General features: G+C 71.3%; 5 protein-coding genes. All 5 read left to right on the top strand.

Annotated features, from left to right (window positions below; translation table 11 throughout):
- Positions 1-73: 73 nt before the first annotated feature.
- The 5 genes from ABZ887_RS42055 to ABZ887_RS42075 all read left to right on the top strand — a co-directional run bounded on the left by ABZ887_RS42055 (position 74) and on the right by ABZ887_RS42075 (position 24883).
- Positions 74-20419 (top strand): amino acid adenylation domain-containing protein, encoded by a 20346-nt coding sequence (locus tag ABZ887_RS42055; protein ID WP_361302529.1) that lies wholly within the window; start codon positions 74-76, stop codon positions 20417-20419.
- A 48-nt stretch (positions 20420-20467) separates the two neighbouring features.
- Complete coding sequence (locus ABZ887_RS42060) at positions 20468-21415, top strand: ornithine carbamoyltransferase (protein ID WP_361302532.1); 948 nt, start codon at positions 20468-20470, stop codon at positions 21413-21415.
- Entirely contained in the window at positions 21412-22725 is a 1314-nt protein-coding gene (locus ABZ887_RS42065) for an MFS transporter (RefSeq protein WP_361302535.1), read from the top strand. The genes ABZ887_RS42060 and ABZ887_RS42065 overlap by 4 nt, the downstream gene beginning before the upstream one ends.
- 81 nt (positions 22726-22806) lie before the next feature.
- Entirely contained in the window at positions 22807-23664 is an 858-nt protein-coding gene (locus tag ABZ887_RS42070) for an alpha/beta fold hydrolase (RefSeq protein ID WP_361302538.1), read from the top strand.
- A 1-nt stretch (position 23665) separates the two neighbouring features.
- Positions 23666-24883: a cytochrome P450 gene (locus ABZ887_RS42075; RefSeq protein WP_361302541.1), complete on the top strand. Its 1218-nt coding sequence runs from the start codon at positions 23666-23668 to the stop codon at positions 24881-24883.
- The last annotated feature ends 5 nt before the right edge of the window (positions 24884-24888 follow it).

Genomic DNA, 24888 nt, shown 5'->3' on the forward strand with positions numbered 1-24888 from the left:
CCGGTCGAGCCGAAGTGATCAATTTTCCCCGTCGGGTTTTGCTGTGCCAGCGATGGCAGGAGGAGCAACACAGATGAGCGCCGGGAATGACGAGCGAAGCGCTGCCGTCGACGTTCTTCGGGAGCGGCTCCTCCGCCGGCGGCTCGGCGGGAGCTCCCGTGGTGGCCGTCCCGGCATCAGCCCCGTGGACCGGAGCACTCCGCTGCGGCTGTCGCACGGGCAGCAGCAGATGTGGTTCCTCAACCGGCTCGAACCCGGCAGCGCCGAGTACCTGGTTCCGTTCGCGTTCCGGATCCGCGGCGCACTGGACACCGCGGCGCTGCGCCGGGCCTGGACGCAGCTGACGGCCCGCCACGAGATCCTGCGCACCCGCTACGCACTGGACGCCACCGAGCCGGTGCAGATCGTCGACGACCCCGTCGAGAACCTGGATCTTCCACTCACCGACCACCCCCGGGACGCCGCGGACGGTGTGGTGGCCCGGGAGGCGGTCACCTCCTTCGACCTGGAACAGGAGTGGCCCGCACGGGCGCGGCTGCTCAGGCTGGCGCCGGATGACCACATCCTCACCGTGGTCTTCCACCACATCGCCTTCGACGCCTGGTCCACCCGCGTGTTCGGCAGCGAACTGGCAGCCCTCTACGAGGCGTTCCGCGACGGGCGCCCGTCCGCGCTGCCCGAACTCCCCGTCCAGTACGCCGACTACGCGGCCTGGCAGCGTGCGGAGGTCGCCGGCGAGGCGCTGGAAGGGCATCTGGACTACTGGCGGACCCAGCTCGACGGCAACGCCCCCGTCGACCTGCTCGGGGACCGGCCACGCCCTGCCCGGCGCGGCCATGACGGAGCGGAGGTCGCCTTCGAGCTCTCCGGGGAACTGACCGCCGCCGTCCGGGACATCGCGCGGCGCCACGACACCACCCCCTTCGTCGTGCTGCTCTCGGCCTTCCAGGCACTCGTCGGCCGCTACACCGGACAGCGCGACGTGGCGGTCGGCACCACCGTGTCGGGGCGCACTCACCCGCAGTCGCAGACGCTCATCGGCTACGGCATCAACACCCTGGTCCTGCGCGGGCGCTGGGAGTCCGACACCAGTTTCACCGAACTGGTCTCGCGGGCCCGCGGCACGCTCGTCGACGCCTACGACCACCAGGCCGTGCCGTTCGCCGGACTGGTCGACGAACTGCGGCCGGAACGCGACATGTCCCGCACGCCTCTCTACCAGGTGGCGCTGACCATGCACCAGCGCGGGGACGGCGGACTCACCCTGCCCGGCCTGGACGTGGAGACGTACCCCATGACGAGCCGGATCGCCAAGTGCGATCTCGAGCTCCAGATCAACGACGTCTCGCCGGACTCCTTCCAGGGACAACTGGTGTACGCCACCTCCCTGTTCGACCGGGACACCGTCGAGCGCACGGCCCGGCACTTCGTGCGCCTGCTGGAGTCCGCCGTAGCCGAACCCGAGCGACCGCTCTCCCGGCTCGACATGCTCGACGAGGGTGAGCGGGAGTTGTTGCTGGGGTGGGGTGGGCCTGTGGGGCCGGTCGAGGTGGTGTCGCGGTGTGTGCAGGAGGTGTTCGAGGAGCGGGTGGCGGTGGCGCCGGATGCGGTGGCGGTGATCGCGGACGGTGAGGAGTTGTCGTATGCGGAGGTGAACCGGAGGGCGAACCGGCTGGCGCATCATCTGCGGTCGTTGGGGGTGGGTGCGGAGTCGTTGGTGGGGCTGTGTCTGGAGCGTGGGGCCGAGTTGGTTCCGGCCTTGCTCGGTGTCCTCAAATCCGGTGCGGCTTATGTGCCGTTGGATCCGGCGCATCCGGCGGAGCGGTTGGGTTATGTGCTGGCGGATGCCGGTGTGGAGGTGACGGTGACCACCTCGGCCCTCGAAGGGCTGCTGGAGGAGGGTGGTTTCTCGGGTCGGGTGGTGGCGCTGGACCGGGATGGTGCGGTGCTCGCGGAGTGCCCGGAGTCCGATCCGGAGGTGGTGTCGGGGCCGGACAGTGCGATCTATGTCATCTATACGTCGGGTTCGACGGGTCGTCCCAAGGGTGTGACCCTCACGCACGCGAATGTGCTCCGGCTGGTGCGTACCGCTCAGGTGCACTACTCGTTCGGCGCGTCGGATGTGTGGAGTCTGTTCCATTCGTTCGCGTTCGATGTGTCGGTGTTCGAGATGTGGGGTGCGTTGCTGCACGGGGGCACGTTGGTGGTGGTGCCGCGGGATGTGGCGCGTGCTCCGGAGGAGTTCCTGGATCTGCTGGTGGAGCGGCGGGTGACGGTTCTGAGTCAGACGCCGTCGGCGTTCCGTGCGCTGGTGGCTGCGGCGGGTGAGGGTGATCCGCGTGTCGACCGGCTCGCCTTGCGGTATGTGATTTTCGCGGGGGAGCGGCTGGAGTTTCGTGAGCTGCGGCCGTGGACGGACCGGTTGGGTCTGGACAGCCCGGTTCTGGTCAACATGTACGGCATCACTGAGACGACCGTGCACACGACGTTCTACCGGGTCACCGAGGAGGATGTGCGGGCTGCCGTCGGTAATCCGGTGGGTGTGCCTTTGAGTGATCTGTCGGTGCATCTCCTCGACGGTGACGGTCAGTTGGTGCCGGTCGGGGTGCCTGGTGAGATCTTTGTGGGTGGTCCTGGTGTGGCGCGTGGCTATCTCGGGCGTGCGGGGCTGACGGCGGAGCGGTTCGTTCCGGATCCGTTCGGGCCGGCGGGTTCGCGTCTGTATCGCAGTGGGGACCTCGCCAGGCGCCGGCCCGACGGTGGTCTGGACTACGTGGGCCGTATCGACCATCAGGTCAAGATCCGCGGCTACCGTGTCGAACTCGGGGAGATCGAGGCCGCGCTGGCCGCGCACCCGGATGTTCGTGAGGCTGTCGTCGTCGTGCGTGAGGACACTCCCGGGGACCGGCGGCTGGCGGCCTATCTGGTCCCCGTGGGCGGCGCGGTGGTTCCCGGTGCTCGGGAGCTGCGTGAGCTGCTGGGCCGTGATCTGCCCGAGTACATGGTTCCCGCGGCGTTCGTGGCTCTGGACGTCCTGCCGCTCACCGCCAACGGCAAGCTCGACCAGCGTGCCCTGCCCGCGCCCGGCGCCGATGCCTTCCTCCAGAGGATGTACGTCGCTCCGCGCACCCCCACCGAGGAGCGGGTCGCCGCGGTGTGGGCCGGGGTGCTGGAGGCTGACCGGGTCGGGGTGCACGACAGCTTCTTCGACCTCGGCGGCGACTCCATCCGCGCCGTGGCACTCGTGGGTGCCCTGCGCGCCGAGGGCATCGACGTGTCGGTGAGCGACGTCTTCGACCGGCGCTCGGTGGCCGAGCTGTGCGAGCTCGTCACCGGCAGGCCGGCCCTCTCCGCGGAGGCGCAGACCTTCGTCAAACCCTTCGAGCTGATCGGCGCCGAGGACCGCGAGCGGCTTCCCGAGGGGGTCGTCGACGCCTACCCGCTCTCGCAGATCCAGACCGGCATGGTCATCGAGATGCTGGCCGACGAGGGCCGCAACAACTACCACAACGTCTCCTCGTTCCGGATCCGCGACGACCGGCCGTTCTCCGCCGCCGCCTTCGAAGCGGCGGCCAGGACCCTGGTGGAGCGCCACGAAGTGCTGCGCACCTCGCTGCACCTGACCGACTACTCGGTGCCGATGCAGCTCGTCCACGCCGCCGCGGAGATCGTCGTCGGCGTACACGATCTGACGGGTCTGGACGCCGAGGCGGCCGACGCGGCGTTGCGCGCGTTCGTGGCCCGTGAACGGCTCACCCTCTTCGACCTGGGCACGCCCTCACTGATGCGCTTCCACGCCCATCCCACGGCCGGCGAGGGCCTGTGGATCTCGGCCACCGAGTGCCATCCCATCCTGGAGGGCTGGAGCCATCACTCGATGCTGATGGAACTCCTCGACTGCTACCGGGAGATCAGGGACGGCGACGGGCCCGGCGCGTTCGACCCGCCCGAGGTGCGCTTCGCGGACTCCATCGCCGCCGAACTCGGCTCGCTGGCCTCGGAGGAGGACCGCGCGTACTGGCGGGACGTCGTCGACGAGTACGCGAAGTTCACCCTGCCGGCCGGGTGGGGCGAGGACCCGGGCACCCCGCGCCGGGCCCACCACGTGATGGTGCCCTGGGGCGACCTGGAGCCCGGCCTGCGCGCCCTCGCCACCAGGGCGGGCGCCTCGCTCAAGAGCGTCATGGTCGCCGCCCACACCAAGGTGCTGAGCCAGCTCACCGACGCCCCGGCCTTCCACACGGGACTCGTGTACGACGTGCGCCCCGAAGTCCTGGGCGCCGACCGTGTGTACGGCATGTACCTCAACACCCTGCCGCTCCCGGTCGACCGGTCGGCCGGCACGTGGCTGGAGCTGGTACGGCAGGTCTTCGCCCGTGAGGTCGCCTCCTGGCCGCACCGCAGGCACCCGCTGCCCGCGGTCCAACGGGCCGTCGGCGGTACCCAGCGGCTCATCGACGTGTTCTTCAACTACCAGGATTTCCGGCAGGTCGACACGGACCTGGTCGACGCCGCCGTGGGCATCGACGACAGCCCGACCGAGTTCCCGCTGACCGTCTCCTCCCGCAACGGCCACGTCTTCCTGACGGCCGACTCCTGGGCGCTCAGCCGTCCCCACGCCGAGCGCGTCGGCGCCATGTACCGGGCGGTACTGGAGTCGATGGCGGCCGACCCCGCCGCGGACGCCCGGGGCACTTTCGTGGCGGCCGACGAACTGATCCGCCAGCTCCGGGACTGGGCGGTCAACCCCGGTGAGGCCGAGAACCGGACCGTGCTCGACCTGTTCGAGGAGCAGGTCGCGCGGACCCCCGACGCCACCGCCGTCGTCCACGCGCGCACCCGGATGTCGTACGCGGACCTCGACGCCCGCGCCAACCGCTACGCCCATCACCTGCGCTCCCTCGGGGCCGGGCGGGAGTCCGTCGTCGGTGTGCTCCTGGACCGCGGCGTGGAGCTGGTCGCCGCGCTCCTCGGCATCTGGAAGGCCGGGGCGGCCTACCTGCCGATGGACCCGGTCCTGCCCGCCGAACGCATCGCGCACATGCTGACCGACGCCCGCGCCGCGGCCGTCGTGACGCACTCGGACCACGAGGACCGGCTGCCCGCGTCGGACACGACGCGCCGTCTGCTCACCGACCGCGACGGCTTCGCCCTCGGCAGCCTGCCCAGGACCGCCCCGTCCAGGGCGACCCGCCCCGACGACCTCGCCTACGTCATCTACACCTCGGGCTCGACGGGCCTGCCCAAGGGCGTGCTCGTACCGCACCGCGGTCTGGTCAACCACGTGCGCTGGGCCGTGGACGAGCTCGCCGCCGAGGGCAGCACCGGAGCGCCGCTCTTCTCGTCCATCGCGTTCGACCTCGTCGTCCCCAACCTGTGGGCGCCGCTGCTCGCGGGCCAGGCGGTCCGTCTGCTGCCCCAGGACCTCGACCTGGGCGAGCTCGGCGAGACCCTGGCCGCCGCGGGACCGTACAGCTTCGTGAAGCTGACCCCCGCCCACCTGGAGGTCCTCACCCATCAGCTCTCCGCGGAGCAGGCCGCCGCCCTCGCGCCGGTCCTGGTCGTGGCGGGCGAGGCACTGACCCGCAGAGTCGTACGGGCCTGGCGTGCACTGGCCCCCTCGACCCGGCTGGTGAACGAGTACGGGCCGACCGAGGCATCGGTGGGAACCTGCACGTTCCCGGTACCGCGGGACGCCACCGCCGAAGTCATGCCGATCGGCCGGCCGCTGCCGAACGTGACGATGTACGTGCTGGACCAACGGCTCCAGCCGCTGCCCGTGGGCGTGCCGGGCGAGCTGTACGTCGGTGGGACCGGCGTGGCGCGCGGGTACCTCGGCCGTCCGGCCCTGACGGCCGACCGGTTCCTGCCCGACCCGTACGGGACACCCGGGGCCCGCCTGTACCGCACCGGCGACGTGGTGCGCCTGCTCGCGGACGGCGACGTCGAGTTCCTGGGCCGTGCCGACGGACAGGTGAAGATCCGCGGCTACCGGATCGAGCTCGGCGAGATCGAGGCCGCGCTCGGCGGCCACGAGCAGATCGCGGACGCCAGGGTCCTGCTGCACGAGGACACCGCCGGGGACAAGCAGCTCGTCGCCTACGTCGTACCGGAGGGCGCGGCGGACCCGGCCCCGGGACCGCTGCGCGAGGTGCTCGCGCGCACGCTGCCGGACTACATGGTGCCGTCGGCGTTCGTGGTGCTGCCGGCGCTGCCGTTGACGGCGAACGGGAAGCTGGACCGTGCCGCGCTGCCGGCGCCGGGGGAGGGCTCGTTCGCCCGGCGGGAGTTCGTGGCGCCGTGGACGGCGCTTCAGGAGCGGGTGGCCGCGGTGTGGGCGCGCGTCCTCGGCGTGGACCGGGTCGGTGTGACGGACGGTTTCTTCGATCTGGGCGGGGACTCGATCCGTGCGGTGGCGTTGATCGGTGCGTTGCGTGCCGAGGGTCTCGACGTGTCGGTGCGGGACGTGTTCGAGCGGCGGACGGTGGCGGGTCTCGCGGAGTCGCTGACGGGAAGGTCGGTGCTGTCGGACGGGGACGGGGCGTTCGTCGAGCCGTTCGCGCTGGTGCCGGACGGGGACCGGGAGCGGCTGCCCGAGGGGCTGGACGACGCGTATCCGCTGTCGCGGATCCAGACCGGCATGCTCGTGGAGACCCTCGCCGACGACACGTGGAACAACTACCACAACGTCAACGTCTACCGGGTGCACGACGACCGGCCCGTGGATCTGCCCGCCCTCCGCGCGGCCGTCGCGGAAGTCGTGGCACGGCACGAGGTGCTGCGTACCTCCGTGCACCTGAGCGGATTCTCGGTGCCGCTCCAGCTCGTGCACGCGCAGGCCGACATACCGACGGACCTGCGCGACCTCGGTCACCTCGACGAGGAGGCGCAGCGGCGTGACATGACCGCGTTCGTGGCCGCCGAACGCGCCGACGTCTTCGACCTGTCCGCGGCCCGCCCGCCGCTGCGGGTGTGCGCGCACCAGCTCGGCGGCGACTCCTGGCTGTGCACCTTCACGCAGAGCCACGCGATCATGGACGGCTGGAGCAACCAGCTGTTCCTCGTCGACCTGGTGGCCTGCTACGAGCGCATCCGGGACGGCCTGGAGCCCGAGCCGTACGACGCGCCCCGGGTGCGGTTCGCCGATTCCGTCGCCGCCGAACTCGGCTCCCTGGACTCCGCGGAGGACCGTGCCTACTGGCAGGGCATCGTCGCGGACCACGCCACGTTCACGCTTCCCGCACACTGGCACGGCGACCGGGACCGGCCCGCCGAGACGATCCGGGCCGGGGCGCGCTTCGCGGACCTGGAGCAGGGCCTGTCCGCCCTGGCCAGGACGGCCGGCGTCTCGCTCAAGAGCGTGATGACCGCCGCCCACCTCAAGGTCATGAGCCAGCTCACCGACGAGCCCGCGTTCCACACCGGCCTCGTCACCCACTGCCGGCCCGAGGCCGCGGGCGCCGAGCGGCTCTACGGCACGTTCCTCAACACACTGCCGTTCCCGGCCGACCGCACCGCCGCGACCTGGCGGGACCTGGTACGCCAGGTGTCCGACCGGGAGATCGAGGCCTGGCCGCACCGGCACTTCCCGATGCCGGAGATCCGGCACCCCGGCGGAGGACGCCTGATCGACGTCTTCTTCGGCTACCTGGACTTCCACGCCATGGACTCCGACGTGGCCGAGGACGGCTGGGGCTTCAACGACGCCCCGAACGAGTTCGCCCTCGCCGTCACCTCGCTGTCCGGGATCCTCAGCCTTCGCAGCACCTCGCACACCCTGAGCCAGGACAACGCCGACCGGATCGCCGGGATGTTCCGCGCGGTCCTGGAGGCGATGGCCGCCGACGCCGACGGCGACGCCCGGGCCGTGTACCTGCCGGACGGCGAGCGTGAACTGCTGGTGCGCGCGGGCGAGGCCGAGGCCTTTCCGCAGCCCGAGCAGCGGTGCGTGCACGAGGTGTTCGAGGAGCGGGCCGCCGAGGCGCCGGACGCGGTCGCGGTCGTCGCCGGCGGACAGGAGCTGAGCTACGCGGAGGTGAACGCACGGGCCAACCGGCTGGCGCATCACCTGAGGTCACTGGGGGTGGGCGCCGAGTCGCTGGTGGGCGTCTGCCTGGAGCGTGGACCCGACCTGATTCCGACGCTGCTGGGCGTGCTGAAGTCGGGCGCAGGATACGTGCCGTTGGACCCGGTGAACCCCGCCGACCGGCTGGGCCATGTGACGGCCGACGCCGGGCTGCGGGTGGTGGTGACCGAGTCGGCCGGCGCGCCGCTGCCGGCCGAGGTGTTCACCGGGGACCTGGTGGTCCTCGACCGGGACCGTGCGGAGCTGGCCGCCTGCCCGGACACCAACCCCGACCCGCTGGCCGGTCCCGACAACACCGTCTACGTCATCTACACCTCGGGCTCGACCGGTCGTCCCAAGGGCGTCGCCCTCACCCACGCCAACGTGCTGCGTCTCATGGACGCCGGCCGCGACTTCTTCGGCATCACCGGGGACGACGTCTGGACCCTGTTCCACTCCTACGCCTTCGACTTCTCCGTCCTGGAGATGTGGGGAGCGCTGCTGCACGGCGGGCGGCTCGTGGTGGTCGACCAGGACGTGGCGCGGTCCCCCGAGGACCTCCTCGACCTCCTCGTGGAGCAGCACGTCACCGTGCTCTGCCAGACGCCCTCCGCATTCCGGTCCCTGGCGACCGCGGCCGCCGACGGCGGTGCCCGCGTCGAGGAGCTCTCGCTGCGGTACGTGATCTTCGGCGGGGAATCCCTGGAGATGTCCGATCTGCGGCCCTGGACGGACCGGCTCGGTCTGGAGCGGCCGACGCTCGTCAACTCCTACGGCATCACCGAGACGACCGTCATCGACACGCGGTACGCCATCGAGGCCGGCGACGGAGGAGAGGGCTCCTCCCTTCCCGTCGGCCGCACGTTCCAGGGGGTGGCGCTCCATCTGCTCGACCAGTACGGCAATCTCGTCCCGGACGGCGTGGCCGGCGAAGTGTGCGTCGGCGGGGCGGGAGTCGCCCGCGGGTATCTCAACCGTCCGGCCCTGACCGCCGAGCGGTTCGTCCCCGACCCCTTCGGCCCGCCCGGCTCACGGCTGTACCGCAGCGGTGACCTGGCACGGCGCCGGCCCGACGGGAACCTGGAGTATCTGAGCCGGATCGACAGCCAGGTCAAGATCCGCGGCTACCGGATCGAGCTGGGGGAGATCCAGACGGTGCTCGCCGCGCACCCGGGGGTCCGCGAGGCGGTCGTCGTCGTACGCGAGGACGTCCCGGGTGAGAAGCAGCTGGTGGCGTACTACGTGCCGGCTGCGCACGCGGACCAGGGGCCGGACGCCGGACCGCCCCCGGGCAGGGAACTGGCCGCCCACTGCGGCACGAGTCTGCCCGCCTACATGGTGCCGTCGGCGTTCGTGGTGCTGGAGTCGCTGCCGATCACCCCCAACGGAAAGCTGGACCGTGCGGCGCTGCCGGTGCCGGACGAGGGAGCCTTCGCCCGGGCGGAGTTCGTGGCACCGAGGACGCCGCTGGAGGCGCGGGTCGCGGCCGTGTGGGCGCAGGTGCTGAGGCTCGACCGGGTCGGTGTGACGGACGGTTTCTTCGATCTGGGCGGGGACTCGATCCGTGCGGTGGCGTTGATCGGCGCGTTGCGTGCCGAGGGTCTCGACGTGTCGGTGCGGGATGTGTTCGAGCGGCGGACGGTGGCGGGTCTCGCGGACTCGCTGACGGGGCGGTCGGTGCTGTCGGGCGGGGACGTGGCGTTCGTCGAGCCGTTCGCGCTGGTGCCGGACGGGGACCGGGAGCGGCTGCCCGAGGGGCTGGACGACGCGTATCCGCTGTCGCACATCCAGACCGGCATGCTGGTGGAAACCCTCGCCGACACCGAGCGCAACCGCTACCACGCCTCCACGTCGTACTTCATCCACGACGAGACACCGTTCGCGGAGTCCGCGCTGCGCCGCGCGGCCCACGGCATCGTCGCCCGGCAGGACGTCCTGCGCACCTCCGTGGACCTCGCCACCTACTCGGTACCCATGCAGCTGATTCACGAGCGGGCGGACATCCCGCTCACCGTGCACGACCTCCGTGGCTTCGCGGAGAACGCCAAGCGCGAGGCGCTCACGGCGTACGTGGCCGCGGAGCGCGCCCGGGTCTTCGACATCGCGGCGGCTCCGCTGGTGCGCATGACCGTCCATGTCGAGGACATCGGATGGCGGCTCTCCTTCACCTCGTCGCACGCCGTGATCGAAGGCTGGAGCCTGTACCAGTTCATGACCGAGCTGCTCGCCGACTACCGCCGGATCCGGGACGGCCTGGAGCCCGAGCCGTACGACGCGCCCCGGGTGCGGTTCGCCGACTCCGTCGCCGCCGAACTCGAAGCCCTGGACTCCGCCGAGGACCGCGCGTACTGGCGCGCGGTGGTGGAGGACCACGCCCCGCTGTCCGTGCCCGCCGCCTGGGCCGACCCGGACGCCACCGGCGAGGACTTCACCGTGCCCGTCCCGGTGGGCGGCCTGGAGGCCCGGCTCAGGGCGCTCGCCGCCCACGCGCAGGCCGCGCCGAAGAGCGTGCTGCTGGCCGCGTACGTGAAGGTGATGAGCCAGCTCACCGCAGCTGCGGAGTTCCACACCGGACTGGTGTGCCACGTCCGCCCCGAGGTCCTCGGCTCCGACCGGGTCTACGGCACGTACGTCAACACCCTGCCCTTCCCCGTCGACCGCACCGCCCGCACCTGGCGGGAGCTGGTACGGCAGGTCTTCGACCGCGAGGCCGGGCTGTGGCCGCACCGGCACTTCCCGATGCCGGAGATCCAGCGCGAGGCGGGCGGCGAAGGCCGGCTGATCGACACCCTGTTCAGCTATCTGGACTTCCCGGAGACCGAGGACCGGGACGTCGACGCGCGCACCGGCCTCGGAGAAGGCGCGACCGAGTTCGCGCTGGCCGTGACCGCCAACATCGGCATGGGGCTCAACCTCAAGGCCAACACCCGCACCATGAGCCGGGCCGACGCCGAACGGATCGCAGGGATGTTCCGCGCGGTGCTCGAGTCGATGGCGGCGGACGCGGACGGGGACGCCCGCGCGGTGTACCTGCCGCCGGGCGAGGAGCAGTCGCTGCGCCACGCCGGCACCTTCCAGCCGTTCGAGGCCGATCAGACCTGCGTGCACGAGGTGTTCGAGCGGCAGGCGGCCGCCACGCCGGACGCCGTCGCCGTGATCGCCGACGGCGAGAAGCTGACATACGCCGAGGTGAACAGGCAGGCCAACCGGATCGCGCACCAGCTGCGCGCCATGGACGTGGGCCCCGAGTCGCTGGTGGGCGTCTGCCTGGAACGCGGCGCCGACCTCGTGCCGTCGCTGCTCGGGGTCGTCAAGTCCGGTGCCGGATACGTGCCGTTGGACCCGGCCAACCCGGCGGACCGACTGCGCCACGTGATCTCCGACGCCGGGGTCCGCACCGTGATCACGGACACCGGCCGGGCGCCCCTCGTCGAGGGCGCCGTCCAGGGCGCACTGCTCGTCCTCGACCACGACCGGGCGGCGCTGGCCGCGCGCCCCGAGACGAACCCGCCGAACCTCGGCGTCCCGGGGAACACCCTGTACGTGATCTACACCTCGGGCACCACAGGACGGCCCAAGGGTGTCTGCCTGACCCACGCCAACGCGCTCCGGCTGTTCCCGGCCATGCGGCGGCGGATCTCCTTCGACGCGTCCGACGTGTGGGCGCTCTTCCACTCGTACGCCTTCGACGTCTCCGTGTTCGAGATGTGGGGCGCCCTGCTGCACGGCGGGACCCTGGTCGTCGTCCCGCAGGACGTGGCCCGCTCCCCGGAGGACTTCCTCGGTCTGCTGGTCGAACACAGGGTGACCATGCTCGCCGAAACACCCTCGGCCTTCCGCCCGTTGGCGGACCTCGCCGCACAGGGCGACCCGCGCATCGACCGGCTGTCGCTGCGCATGGTCATGAACGGCGGCGAGCCCCTGGAGCTGTCCGACCTGAGGCCCTGGATCGACCGGCTCGGCCTGGAGCGGCCGGTACTCGTCAACGCCCACGGCATCACCGAGACGACCGTCATCGACACCTTCCACGCCGTCGAGGCGGGAGACGGCGAGGCCGGCACCCGGATCCCCGTCGGTCTCCCCCTGGACGACGTGTCCGTGCACCTGCTCGACCGGCACGGAAACCTCGTGCCCTACGGCGTGCCCGGCGAGATGCACATCGGCGGTCCGTCCGTGGCCCGCGGCTACCTGGGCCGGCCCGCCCTGACCGCCGAGCGGTTCGTGCCCGACCCGTACGGCCCGCCCGGCACTCGTCTGTACCGGACCGGCGACCTCGCCGTGCGCCGTCCCGACGGCCGGCTGGAGTTCCTCGGCCGGGCCGACGACCAGGTGAAGGTGCGCGGCTACCGCGTGGAACCCGGCGAGATCGAGGCGGTCCTCACCGGGCACCCGCAGATCCGCGACGCGGTCGTCGTCGTCCGCGAGGACCGGCCCGGTGAGCGGCGGCTGGTGGCGTACTGCGTCGCGGACCCGTCCGCCGCCGGACTGCCCGACGGCGCCGCACTCGCCGAGCACTGCGGCGCCGGCCTGCCCGACTACATGGTCCCCTCGGCCTTTGTCGGACTCGACGCCCTACCGCTGACCGTCAACGGCAAACTGGACCGGCGCGCCCTGCCGGTCCCCTCCGAGGACGCCGTGGCCCGCAGTGACTTCGCCGCACCGCGCACCGCGGTCGAGGAGCGGGTCGCCGCGGTCTGGGCCGAGGTCCTCGGGGTCGAACGGGTCGGTGTCCACGACGGCTTCTTCGCCATCGGCGGTGACTCCATCCGCGGCGTCGCCCTGGTCGGTGCGCTGCGCGCCGCCGGCTTCGAGGTCTCCGTCCGCGACCTGTTCCAGCACCGCACCGTCGCCGGACTGTGCGAAGCACTGGGAGACCCGGCCGGAGCCGAGGAGCAGCGCGGTGCAGCGGCCACCTCCGTCGCCCCGTTCGCGCTGGTCCCCGAGGAGGACGCGCGGGCCCTGCCCGACGGGCTCGACGACGCCTACCCCCTGCTGCGCAACCAGACCGGCATGCTGGTGGAGGCGCTCTCCGGGGGTGCCGAGAACAAGTACCACAACGTGGCCACCGTCCTCGTCCCCGACGACCGGCCCTTCGACGGCGACGCACTGCGAAGGGCCGTGCGCACCGTGGTCGCGCGCCACGACGTGCTGCGCACCTCCGTCGACCTGACCTCCTACTCCGTACCGATGCAACTGGTGTGGACGAACGCCGAGATCCCGTGCGCCTGGCGGGACCTCGGCGGCCTCGACGAGCAGGAACAGCGGCGTGAGGTGACCGACTTCGTCGCCGCCGAGCACGCCGATCCGTTCGACCTGACCTCCACCGCGCCGCTGATCCGGGTCTTCGCACACGTCCGCTCGGCGGACGCCTGGTTCCTGACGCTCACCCAGAGCCACGCCATCCTGGAGGGCTGGAGCCACCAACTGCTCGTCAGGGAACTGGTGGACTGCTACCGGCGGTTCCGGGACGGCCTGGAGCCCGACCCGTACGAGGCGCCCGGCGTACGGTTCGCCGACTCCGTCGCGGCCGAACTGACGGCCCTCGCCTCCGAGGCGGACCGGGCCTACTGGAAGGGCGTTGTCGACGGGCACGCCAAGCCGGCCCTGCCCGCCGCCTGGGCGGACGGCGACGTCACGGCCCCCGAGGCGTTCGGCGTCAAGGTGCCCCTCGAAGACCAGCGCGCCGGCCTGCACGCGCTGGCCGAGGCGGAGGGCGTCTCCGTCAAGAGCGTGCTGCTCGCCGCGCATCTGAAGGTGGTGGGCCAGCTCACCGACGAACCCGCGTACCACACGGGCCTCGTGAGTCACGCCCGCCCCGAGGTGGAGGGCGCCGACCGGGTCTACGGGCTCTACACCAACACCCTGCCCTTCCCCGCCGACCGCACCGCGCGCACCTGGCGCGCACTCGTACGGCAGGTCGCCGACCGCGAGATCGAACTGTGGGAGCACCGCTACTTCCCGATGCCGGAGATCCAGCGCGAGTCCCGCGCCGGCGGCCGCCTGATCGACGTGATGTTCAACTACGTCGACTTCGGCAAGGGCCAGGACAACCGCGCCGAGGCGCTGGAGACCGTGATCAGCAGCGCCCCCACCGAGCTGGGGCTGTCCGTGAACGCGCACGGGGACGACTTCCTCAACCTGCGCACCAGCACCGCGGTCATGAACCACGCGGACGCCGAGCGGGTCGCCGGGATGTTCGGCGCCGTGCTCCAGGCGATGGCCACCGACCCCGACGGGGATGCGCGAACGGTGTATCTGCCCCAGGGTGAGCGGGAGTTGTTGTTGGGGTGGGGTGGGGCTGTGGGGCCGGTCGAGGTGGTGTCGCGGTGTGTGCAGGAGGTGTTCGAGGAGCGGGTGGCGGTGGCGCCCGACGCGGTGGCGGTGATCGCGGACGGTGAGGAGCTGTCGTATGCGGAGGTGAACCGGAGGGCGAACCGGCTGGCGCATCATCTGCGGTCGTTGGGGGTGGGTGCCGAGTCCGTGGTCGGACTCTGCCTGGAGCGTGGGGTGGAGTTGCTGCCAGCCCTGTTGGGTGTGTTGAAGTCGGGTGCTGCGTATGTGCCGTTGGATCCGGCGCATCCGGCGGAGCGGCTCGGTTATGTGCTGGCGGATGCCGGTGTCGAGGTGACGGTGACCACCTCGGCCCTCGAAGGGCTGCTGGAGGAGGGCGGTTTCTCCGGTCAAGTGGTGGCGCTGGACCGGGATGGTGCGGTGCTCGCGGAGTGCCCGGAGACCGATCCGGAGGTGGTGTCCGGGCCGGACAACGCCGTCTACGTGATCTATACGTCGGGCTCGACGGGTCGTCCCAAGGGTGTGACCCTCACGCACGCGAATGTGCTCCGGCTGATGCGTACCGCTCAGGTGCACTACTCGTTCGGCGCGTCGGATGTGTGGAGTCTGTTCCATTCGTTCGCGTTCGATGTGTCGGTGTTCGAGATGTGGGGCGCGTTGCTGCACGGGGGCACGTTGGTGGTGGTTCCGCGGGATGTGGCGCGTGCTCCGGAGGATTTCCTGGATCTGCTGGTGGAGCGGCGGGTGACGGTGCTGAGTCAGACGCCGTCGGCGTTCCGTGCGCTGGTGGCTGCGGCGGGCGACGGTGACCCGCGTGTCGACCGGCTGGCCCTGCGGTATGTGATTTTCGCGGGGGAGCGGCTGGAGTTTCGTGAGCTGCGGCCGTGGACGGACCGGTTGGGTCTGGACAGCCCGGTTCTGGTCAACATGTACGGCATCACTGAGACGACCGTGCACACGACGTTCTACCGGGTCACCGAGGAGGATGTGCGGGCTGCCGTCGGTAATCCGGTGGGTGTGCCTTTGAGCGATCTGTCGGTGCATCTGCTGGACGGCCATGGCCAGTTGGTGCCGGTCGGGGTGCCCGGTGAAATCCATGTCGGTGGTCCTGGTGTGGCGCGGGGGTATCTCGGCCGTCCTGGTCTGACCGCGGAGCGGTTCGTCCCGGATCCGTTCGGGCCGGCGGGTTCGCGTCTCTACCGCAGTGGTGACCTCGCCCGGCGTCGGCCGGACGGTGGTCTGGACTACGTGGGCCGTATCGACCATCAGGTCAAGATCCGCGGCTACCGTGTCGAACTCGGGGAGATCGAGGCCGCGCTGGCCGCGCACCCGGATGTTCGTGAGGCTGTCGTCGTCGTGCGTGAGGACACGCCCGGAGACCGGCGGCTGGCGGCCTATCTGGTTGCCGTGCGTGGTGCGGAGGTTCCCGGTGCTCGGGAGCTGCGTGAGCTGCTCGGTCGTGATCTGCCCGATTACATGGTTCCCGCGGCGTTCGTGGCTCTGGACGTCCTGCCGCTCACCGCCAACGGCAAGCTCGACCGGCGGGCTCTGCCCGTGCCCGATGCGGGCTCGTTCCTGCAGAGTGTGTATGTCGCTCCGCGTACTCCTACCGAGGAGCGGGTCGCCGGGGTGTGGGCCGGGGTGCTGGAGGTCGACCGGGTCGGGGTGCACGACAGCTTCTTCGACCTCGGCGGCGACTCCATCCGCGCGGTCGCGCTGATCGGTGCTCTGCGCTCGGCGGGGCTGGACGCCGCGATGCGGGACGTCTTCGAGCAGCGGACGCTCGCCGAGCTGTCGACGCGTCTCGACGAACGCGGACAACTGACCACGCAGGACCTTGCGGTCGCCCCGTTCGCACAGCTCACCGACGAGGACCGGGCGAAGCTGCCGGACGGCCTCGCCGACGCCTATCCGCTGACGCAGAGTCAGACGGGCATGCTCGTGGAGATGCTCGCCAGTACCGGACCGCGCAAGTACCACCTGGTCAACTCGGTCCGATTCCGCGACGGTCACGCCTTCGACCCCGACGCGCTGCAACGCGCGGTGGACCTGCTGGTCGACCGGCACGAGGTGCTCCGCACCTCCGTCGACGTCGAGACGTACTCCACGCCGCTCCAACTCGTCCACACCGGAGTAGCCCTGCCCGTGTCGGTCGTGGACGTCCGGGGCCTGGACAGGGCGGCGCAGGACCGGACCGTGCAGGAGTACGTGGACAGCCAGAGCGAGGCCGTCTTCTCCTACGACCGGGCGCCCCTGCTGCGGATCCGGGTACACCGGTGCGCCGACGACATCTGGCAGTTCACGATCACCCAGGCCCATGTGATCCTGGACGGCTGGAGCCTGGACGTGCTGCTCGGCCAGCTCCTGGACGCGTACCACCGCTTCCGCGACGGTGGGGAACCGGAGCCGTACGACATACCCGACGTGCGCTTCGCCGACGCTGTGGCCGCCGAGACGCGTGCCCTCGCCTCGCCGGAGAGCCGTGACTTCTGGCGCGACCTCGTACAGCGGCACGAGAAGTTCGTGCTCCCCGCGGGCTGGGGCGACGACTCGGAGAGCCCGCTGCGGCCCTACACCCTCAAGGTCCCCTTCGACGACCTCAAGCCGCGGTTGCAGGGCCTGGCGACCGACGCCGGGGCGTCGGTGAAGAGCGTGCTCATCGCCGCCTTCCTCAAGGTGATGGGCACCCTCACCGAGGAGCGGGCCTTCTTCACGGGCCTCACCAGCCATGTGCGCCCCGAGGCGCGCGGTGCCGACCGGGTGCTGGGCATGCACCTCAACACGCTGCCGTTCCCGGCCGACGACACCGCGGCCACCTGGCGGGAACTGGTCCGGCAGGTCTTCGACCGTGAGGCCTCGACCTGGTCGCACCGGCACTTCCCGATGCCGGCCGTGCAGCAGGAGTGGGGCCAGTCGGACCGGCTCATCGACGTCTACTTCAGCTACCAGGACTTCGACGAGGCGGACACCGGACTGGCGGACGCCGAGGCCGGTACCGGATTCGCCCACAACGAGTTCCCGTTCTCCGTCGCCTCCGGGCCCACCTGGCTCAACCTGCGCACCGACACCCACGCGGTCAGCCACGCCAACGCCGAGCGGATGGCGGCCATGTTCCGGGCCGTGCTGGAGGCGATGGCCGCCGATCCGGACGGCGACGCCCGGACGGCCCTGCTGCCGGACGCCGAGCGGGAGCTGCTGCTCGGCACCTGGGCGACGAATCCCGCCGAACCGGTGGCGCGCGACGTGGTCGCGGAGTTCGAGGACCAGGCGGCACGGACACCGGACGCCGTCGCCGTGGCGGCCGACGGCACGCGGCTCACGTACGAGGAACTGGACGCCAGGGCCAACCGGTTCGCCCGCCGTCTGCGGGCACTGGGCGCCGGCCCGGAGTCGGTGGTCGGCGTGCTCCTCGAACCGGGTGCCGACCTGATCGTGACGCTGCTCGGAATCTGGAAGGCGGGCGCCGCCTATCTGCCGGTCGACCCGGCCCATCCCGCGGACCGCGTCGGTTACCTGCTGGCCGACGCGGGCGCCGGACTCGCCGTGAGCCACTCGTCGTACGAGGACCGCTTCACGGACGTCTTCGGCGGGCGGCTCGTCCTGCTGGACCGGGAGGCGCGTGCGGTCGCGTCGGAGTCCGCCGAACCCACGGGTGTCGCGCGCGACCTGGACGCACTCGCCTATGTGATCTACACCTCCGGTTCCACGGGCCTGCCCAAGGGCGTCCTCGTGCCGCACCGCGGTCTCGCGAACCATCTGCGGTGGGCGGTCGGTCAGCTGGCGCAGCGCGGCCTCGGCGGCGCGCCGGTCTTCTCGTCCGTGGCGTTCGACCTGGTGGTGCCCAACCTGTGGGCGCCGCTGCTCGCCGGGCAGACGGTGCACGTGCTGCCCCGGGACCTGGACCGGCTCGGTGAACTGCTCGTCGAGTCCGGGCCGTACAGCTTCGTGAAGCTCACCCCCGCCCATCTGGAGGTGCTGCTCCACCAGTTGACCGCCGAGCAGGCCGACGGTCTCACGGAGGTGCTCGTCGTGGCCGGTGAGGCGTTCACCCGGCGGACCCTGGAGGCCTGGCGGGCACTGGCACCGACGACCCCGGTCGTCAACGAGTACGGCCCGACCGAGGCCTCCGTGGGCACCTGCACCTTCCCGGTCACCCAGCCGGCGGCCACGGACGTGCTGCCGATCGGCCGGCCGCTGCCGAACATGACGATGTACGTGCTCGACGCCCGTATGGAGCCGGTGCCCACCGGAGTGGCCGGCGAACTGTACGTCGGTGGCACGGGAGTGGCCCGCGGCTACGCCGGGCGGCCCGCGATGACCGCGGAGCGGTTCCTGCCCGACCCGCACGGCGCGCCGGGCGCCCGCCTGTACCGCACCGGGGATCTGGTCCGGATGCTGCCGGACGGCAACGTGGCCTTCCTGGGGCGGATCGACCGCCAGCTGAAGATACGCGGATACCGCGTCGAGCCCGGCGAGATCGAGGCCGCCCTCACCCGGCTCGCCCCGGTCGCCGAGGCCAGGGTGGTGGGACGTGAGGACACCCCGGGAGACATCCGCCTTGTCGCCTACCTGGTGCCCTCGGCCGACGGCGCAGCCGTCCCGGATCCGCAGGAGCTGCGCGCGGAGCTCGCCCTGACCCTGCCGGCGCCCCTGGTCCCGTCGGCGTTCGTGACCCTGGAGCGGATGCCGCTCAACGCCAACGGCAAGCTGGACGAACGGGCCCTGCCCGCGCCCGACGCGGGCCTTGCCCCGGCGGTCAGCACACCGCCGCGGACCGCCACGGAGCTTGCCCTCGCCGGCATCTGGTCCGACCTGCTCGGCACCGGGCAGGTCGGCGTCGAGGACAGCTTCTTCGCGCTCGGCGGTCACTCGATCCTGGTGATCCAGCAGGTCTCCGAGGCCCGCCGGGCGGGGCTCCCGCTCACCCTGTTCATGGTCTACCAGCACCTCACCCTGGGGGAGTTGGCGGCCGCGGTGGACACGGCGGCACAGCAGGAGCAGGCACCGGCGGTCGCGGCACCCGCACCGGCGGTCGCGGTACCCACACTGCCGTCACCGCTGCCGGCCATGGCGGAGACGGGTGTGCCCGGGGCGAGCGTGGCCCGGCTCGAGGACGGCGAACTGGTCGCCGTCCAGGGCTTCGGCTCGCTCGCGGCGGGCGCCCCGCCGGTGACGCCCGACACCCTGTTCCAGGTGGGCTCCATGAGCAAGCACATCACGGCGCTCGGCGTGCTGCGGCTGGTGGACCAAGGGGTCCTCGACCTCGACGAGGACGTCAACCGGTACCTCACCGGATGGCGGGTCCCCGGCGACGACGCCACCCCCACGACCCTGCGCCACCTGTTGTCCATGCGTGCCGCACTGGCCCCGGCCCCCGGCAAGGGATACCGGCCCGGCACCGTCCCCACGCTCACCGACCTGCTGCACGGCAGGCCTCCGGCGGTCAACGGCCCGGTGGCCGTCGAGGGCACGCCCGGAGAGGCGTTCCGCAAGGCCAACGTGCACTACTGGGTGGTCCAGCAGGTGGTCGCCGACGTCACCGGCGACGCCTTCGCCGACGTCCTGCGCGACGCACTCCTGAAGCCGCTCGGCATGGAGCACAGCAGCTTCGACCAGTCCTTCCCCGAGCACTCCGGCCTCCCCGTGGCACTCGGGCACGACCCCCGGGGCAACCCGGTCGACGGCGGGTGGCTGATCAGGCCGGACCTGGCGGCGGCCGGTCTGTGGACGACGGCCGCCGACATCGCCAGGGCCGCGCTCGAAGTGCGGCGTTCCGCGCTCGGCCGGCCCCTGGCCCTGCTCTCCGGGGAACGCGTCACGGAACTGCTCACGCCGTACCCCGACAGCTCCTACGGCCTCGGCACGGTCGTCGACCGGACGGGAGAGGACCCGCAGTTCGGGCACGGCGGAGAACCCGTGGGCTACCACGCGTTCCTCACCTGCGCGCTGCGGTCCGGCACCGGATGGGTCGTCCTGACCAACGGTTCGGCGGGGGAGCGGGTCGTCCGGAGCGTCGTCTCCGCCACCGCGCCCGGCGAGGAATCCGGCGGCCGGAACCGGTGAGCCCCGACCGGGCAAGAGCCCACCCGCACCGAATCGAGGAAGCGAGTCATGGGAACCCCTGAGCAGCATCGAAGCCTTCTGTCGACCGACGACCTGACGGACGCCGACCTGCGCGCCGTCGTGAACCGGGGTGCCGATCACGCGGCGGGCCGGCCGGGCGGCACCCGGGCCCTGGCCGGAGACATCGTCGGTGTCTACTTCCGCATGACCTCCACCCGCACCCGGACCGCGTTCTCCTCCGGTGCCCTGCGGCTCGGCGCGCAGATCGTCGCGTACGGTCCCGACGACCTCCAGATCAACACCGGGGAGTCGAGCGAGGACACCGGCCGGGTCTTCGCACGGATGCTGGACGTGATCGTCGCCAGGACCGGACTTCCGCAGCAGGAGCTGGCCGCGTGGGCCGACCCCGAGCGGCTCTGCGTGGTGAACGCCATGACCGCGGAGGAACACCCGACCCAGGCACTCACCGACCTGACCACGCTCAAGTCCCGCTTCGGCGGGATCGACGGCCTGCGCGTGGTCTACGTCGGGGAGGGCAACAACACGGCGGCCGCCCTGGCCCTGACCCTGACGCGGTTCCCCGGGGTCCGGTTCGAACTGCGGACGCCGTCCGGCTACGGACTCACCAAGGACATCCGGGAGCGCGCGGAGGAGCACGCCCGCCGCAGCGGGGCGTCCATGGTCGAGCGTCACGACATGGACGCACTGCCGCACGACACCGACGTCTGGTACACCACACGCTGGCAGACCACGGGCACGAGCAAGCCCGACGCGAACTGGCGGGACGTCTTCGCCCCGTTCCAGGTCACCCGGCAGCTGTGGGAGCACAGCCCGAAAGCCGTCTTCATGCACGACCTGCCCGCCCACCGCGGCGACGAGGTCACGGCCGAGGTGCTCGACGGGCCGACGAGCATCGCCCTGGACCAGGCGGAGAACAAGATGCACAGTGCCATGGCGGTACTCGAGTGGTGCCGCGGCGCGGAGCTCACCGCATGAGTTCCGCACGGGACACGTCGCTGAAGGAGCCGACGCCGCCGACGGCGCCCCTCCGCAAGAACCGTGACTTCCTGAAACTGTGGACCGGTGCCGGCATCTCCATCCTCGGTGTGCGGGTCGGCACCGTGGCGTACCCGCTGCTGATGGTCTGGCAGAACGGATCGTCGGTCGACGCGGGTCTGGTGGGCTTCGCCGCGCTCCTTCCCGTACTGCTCGTCCAACTGCCCGCGGGTGTCATGGTCGACCGCTGGGACCGGCGCCGCACCATGATCGTCTGCGATCTGGTGGGGATCGTGGCGATGGGCAGCGTCGGGGTGACCCTTCTGTTCGGGCACGTCACCCTGGTCCATCTGATGGCGGCGGCCTTCGTCGAGGGCGCGGCGTCGATCTTCTACCGGCTCTCCGAACGGGCCGCGGTCCGCAACGTGGTGCACGCCGACCATCTGCCGGCCGCTCTCTCCCAGAACGAGGCCAGAGGCAGAGCGGCCGGACTCATAGGGCAGCCCCTGGGCAGCTCGCTGTTCGCGCTCTTCCGCGGCTTCCCCTTCCTCTTCACGGCCGTCGGGCACCTGGTCGCCCTGTCCACGCTGCTGCTGATCAGGCAGGACCTGCAGACCAAGCGCACGGCCCCGCCCCGAAAACTGCACGCCGAGCTCGCGGAGGGCTTCGCCTGGCTGCGGCAGCAGCGCTTTCTGCGGGCCGCCGTGGTGCTGGTGGCCGGCACCAACATCCTCTTCCAGATCCTCTCGCTCACCCTGGTCGTGATCATCAAGGACTCCGGCGACTCACCGGCCGTCATCGGTGTCATCGGCATGGTGTCCGGGGTCGGCGGGGTGTGCGGCGCACTGTCCGGATCGTGGTTCGGCAGACGGTACTCCGTGGCCACGATCGTGATGGGTGTCTTCGCCGTCTGGACCGTCCTGATGCCGATGGTGGCGCTGACCGCCAACCCCTTCGCCCTGGGCGGGGTGTTCGCCGGGATGACCTTCGGCGGCGCGCTGATGAACGTGGCGGCCGGCGTGTACCAGGTCCAGCTCACCCCGGACGAACTCCAGGGCCGGGTCAGCAGCGTCGCGATGCTGCTCTCCTCGGGGACGAACTCGCTCGGGCCGCTGATCGGCGGCTTCCTGCTGGGCGCCGTCAGCACGACCGCCACGGTGCTCGGCGTGGGCGTCGTGATGCTCGTGACGCTGATCATCTCGCTGCTCAGTCCGGCGATACGCAGCGTCCCCGCCACGCCCGTGATGGCACCCCCGGCGGAGAACCAGGACAAGGCCGCGGCGCATAGCCCGGATAGCGAAGAAATATAGAAGCCGCCCGGAAGGTGAAGGCATGGAGAACTCCCACGTCCCGGCGCGGCCCCACCGGCACCGGCCGGCACGGACACGCCGATGACCCTGCTGCGCGGAAGCTGGTTCCGGTCGTACGTACCGCGCCCCTCGGCGCGGGTGAGGCTGCTCTGCTTCCCGTACGGGGGCGGAGCCGCGAGCGCCTTCCGCGGCTGGGCCGAGGAACTGCCGGATTCGGTCGAACTGGTGGCGGTCCAGTACCCGGGGCGTCAGGACCGGTCCGGCGATCCGAGCCCCGCGGGAATCCCCGAGCTCGCCGAGGAGATCGTCCGCGCACTCGGCCCCCGTTTCGACGTGCCCACCGCGTTCTTCGGGCACAGCATGGGCGGCGTCGTGGCCTACGAGGTCGCCCGCCGGCTCCGGCCCCGCTTCCCCTCCCCGCTCGCCCTGCTCGTGGTCTCGGCCTGCCGTACACCGGCCGACCGTCACCACGCGGGCCTGCGCCTGGCGGACGACGAGATGCGCGGCTACATCCGGTCGCTCGGCGGATCCGGCGCCAAGGCCCTGGACGACGAGGCCGTCTGGGAGCTGGCCCGCCCGGTGATCCGTAACGACCTCGGCTGGACGGAGGCGTACCGGCACGTGCCCGGGGCCCCGCTGACCTGTCCGATCGTGGCCGTGGCGGGGGACCGGGACCCGGCCGCCACACCCCAGGACATGGAGCTGTGGAAGAACTACACCATCGCCGGCGCCGACACCCAGGTCCTTCCCGGCGGGCACTTCTACTTCGAGGACGGCCTCCCGCGGCTCGCCGGACTCCTCGCCGGGAAGCTGACCGCCGCCGACGCGCCGGCACCGGCCGCACCGACCTCCTCCGCACCGACCTCCTCCGCACCGACCTCCTCCGCACCGACCTCCTCCGCACCGACCTCCTCCGAACCGACAGGGAGGCGGTCGTAGCATGTCCGATTCGCAGACCCCGAGCCTGCTCAACCTCTTCACCCCGCCGTGGTCCTCGACCCCGTACGGCACCTACGACTTCTACCGCGAGATCCGGGAGAACTCCCCGGTCTACTACGACGAGTGGATGCACACCTGGGTGATCCTCGGGTACGACGAGATCAGCCGGCTGTCCAAGGACGCCCGGCTGTCCGGGGCCCGCATCGACGCCTTCCACGAACAACTGCCCGCCGACGTACGGGCGGACATCAAGCCCCTCGCGAGCGCGCTCTCGGACATGATGCTGTTCAACGAGCCGCCCCGGCACACCCGGCTGCGCCAACTGATCAGACCGGGCCTCACCCCCCGCTTCATCCGCGAGATGCGTCCGACCATCGAGAAGCTCGCCGACGAACTCCTCGACCGTGTCGTCGACCAGGGCCACATGGACGTGATCCACGACTTCTCCGAGCCGCTGACCCGCGGGGTCATCGCCCGGCTCGCCGGCGTCCCCGACCGGGCGGCCCACCTGCTGGAGAACTGGCCCGGACTGCTGCACGAGTTCTTCACCCAGTCACGCGCCGAGATCTCCCGCATCACCGAGCTCAGGGACGCCTTCGACGAGGGCGGGCCGCAGCGCAGGGACGGCACCGGGACGGACCTGTTCACCCAGATCATCGCCGAACGGCTGCAGCACGGCGACTTCACCGACGACGAGGTCTTCGCCAACTTCCTGCTCCTCATCGACGCGGGACAGGCCACGACCACCCACCTCATCGGCAACGCGGTGCTCGCGCTCGCCGGCGCCCCCGACCAGGCGGAACTGCTGAGGGAGCGGCCGGACCTCGGTGTCAAGGCCGCCCACGAACTCATGCGCTACGACAGCTCCGTGCAGTTCACCACCCGGGTCGCACTCGCCGACCTCGAAGTCCTCGGCCGGCGCATCCCGAAGGACGACTCCGTCACGCTGGTCCTCGGGTCGGGCAACCGCGACCCGAAGCACTACCGGGACCCCGACCGGCTCGACATCACCCGACCGGCCGCGGACCACCTGTCCTTCGGGCACGGCATCCACTACTGCCTCGGCGCCTCGCTCGCCGTCGCGGAGATCGACGTGGCGCTGCGCAGACTCCTGGAACGCACCCGCGGCATGCGGCTCGTCGACGCCCGGCCCGAATGGCTCGACAGCATCAACTTCCGGCTCCTCAAACGGCTTCCGGTGACCTTCGACAGGGGATGAATGCA

The sequence above is a fragment of the Streptomyces sp. NPDC047061 genome (assembly GCF_040643955.1).
GTDB lineage: Bacteria > Actinomycetota > Actinomycetes > Streptomycetales > Streptomycetaceae > Streptomyces.

Bases quoted from the DNA above. Each gene is read 5' to 3' on its own strand.
- ABZ887_RS42075 (WP_361302541.1), top strand. From the start codon at position 23,666: ATGTCCGATTCGCAGACCCCGAGCCTGCTCAACCTCTTCACCCCGCCG.
- ABZ887_RS42070 (WP_361302538.1), top strand. From the start codon at position 22,807: ATGACCCTGCTGCGCGGAAGCTGGTTCCGGTCGTACGTACCGCGCCCC.
- ABZ887_RS42055 (WP_361302529.1), top strand. From the start codon at position 74: ATGAGCGCCGGGAATGACGAGCGAAGCGCTGCCGTCGACGTTCTTCGG.
- ABZ887_RS42065 (WP_361302535.1), top strand. From the start codon at position 21,412: ATGAGTTCCGCACGGGACACGTCGCTGAAGGAGCCGACGCCGCCGACG.
- ABZ887_RS42060 (WP_361302532.1), top strand. From the start codon at position 20,468: ATGGGAACCCCTGAGCAGCATCGAAGCCTTCTGTCGACCGACGACCTG.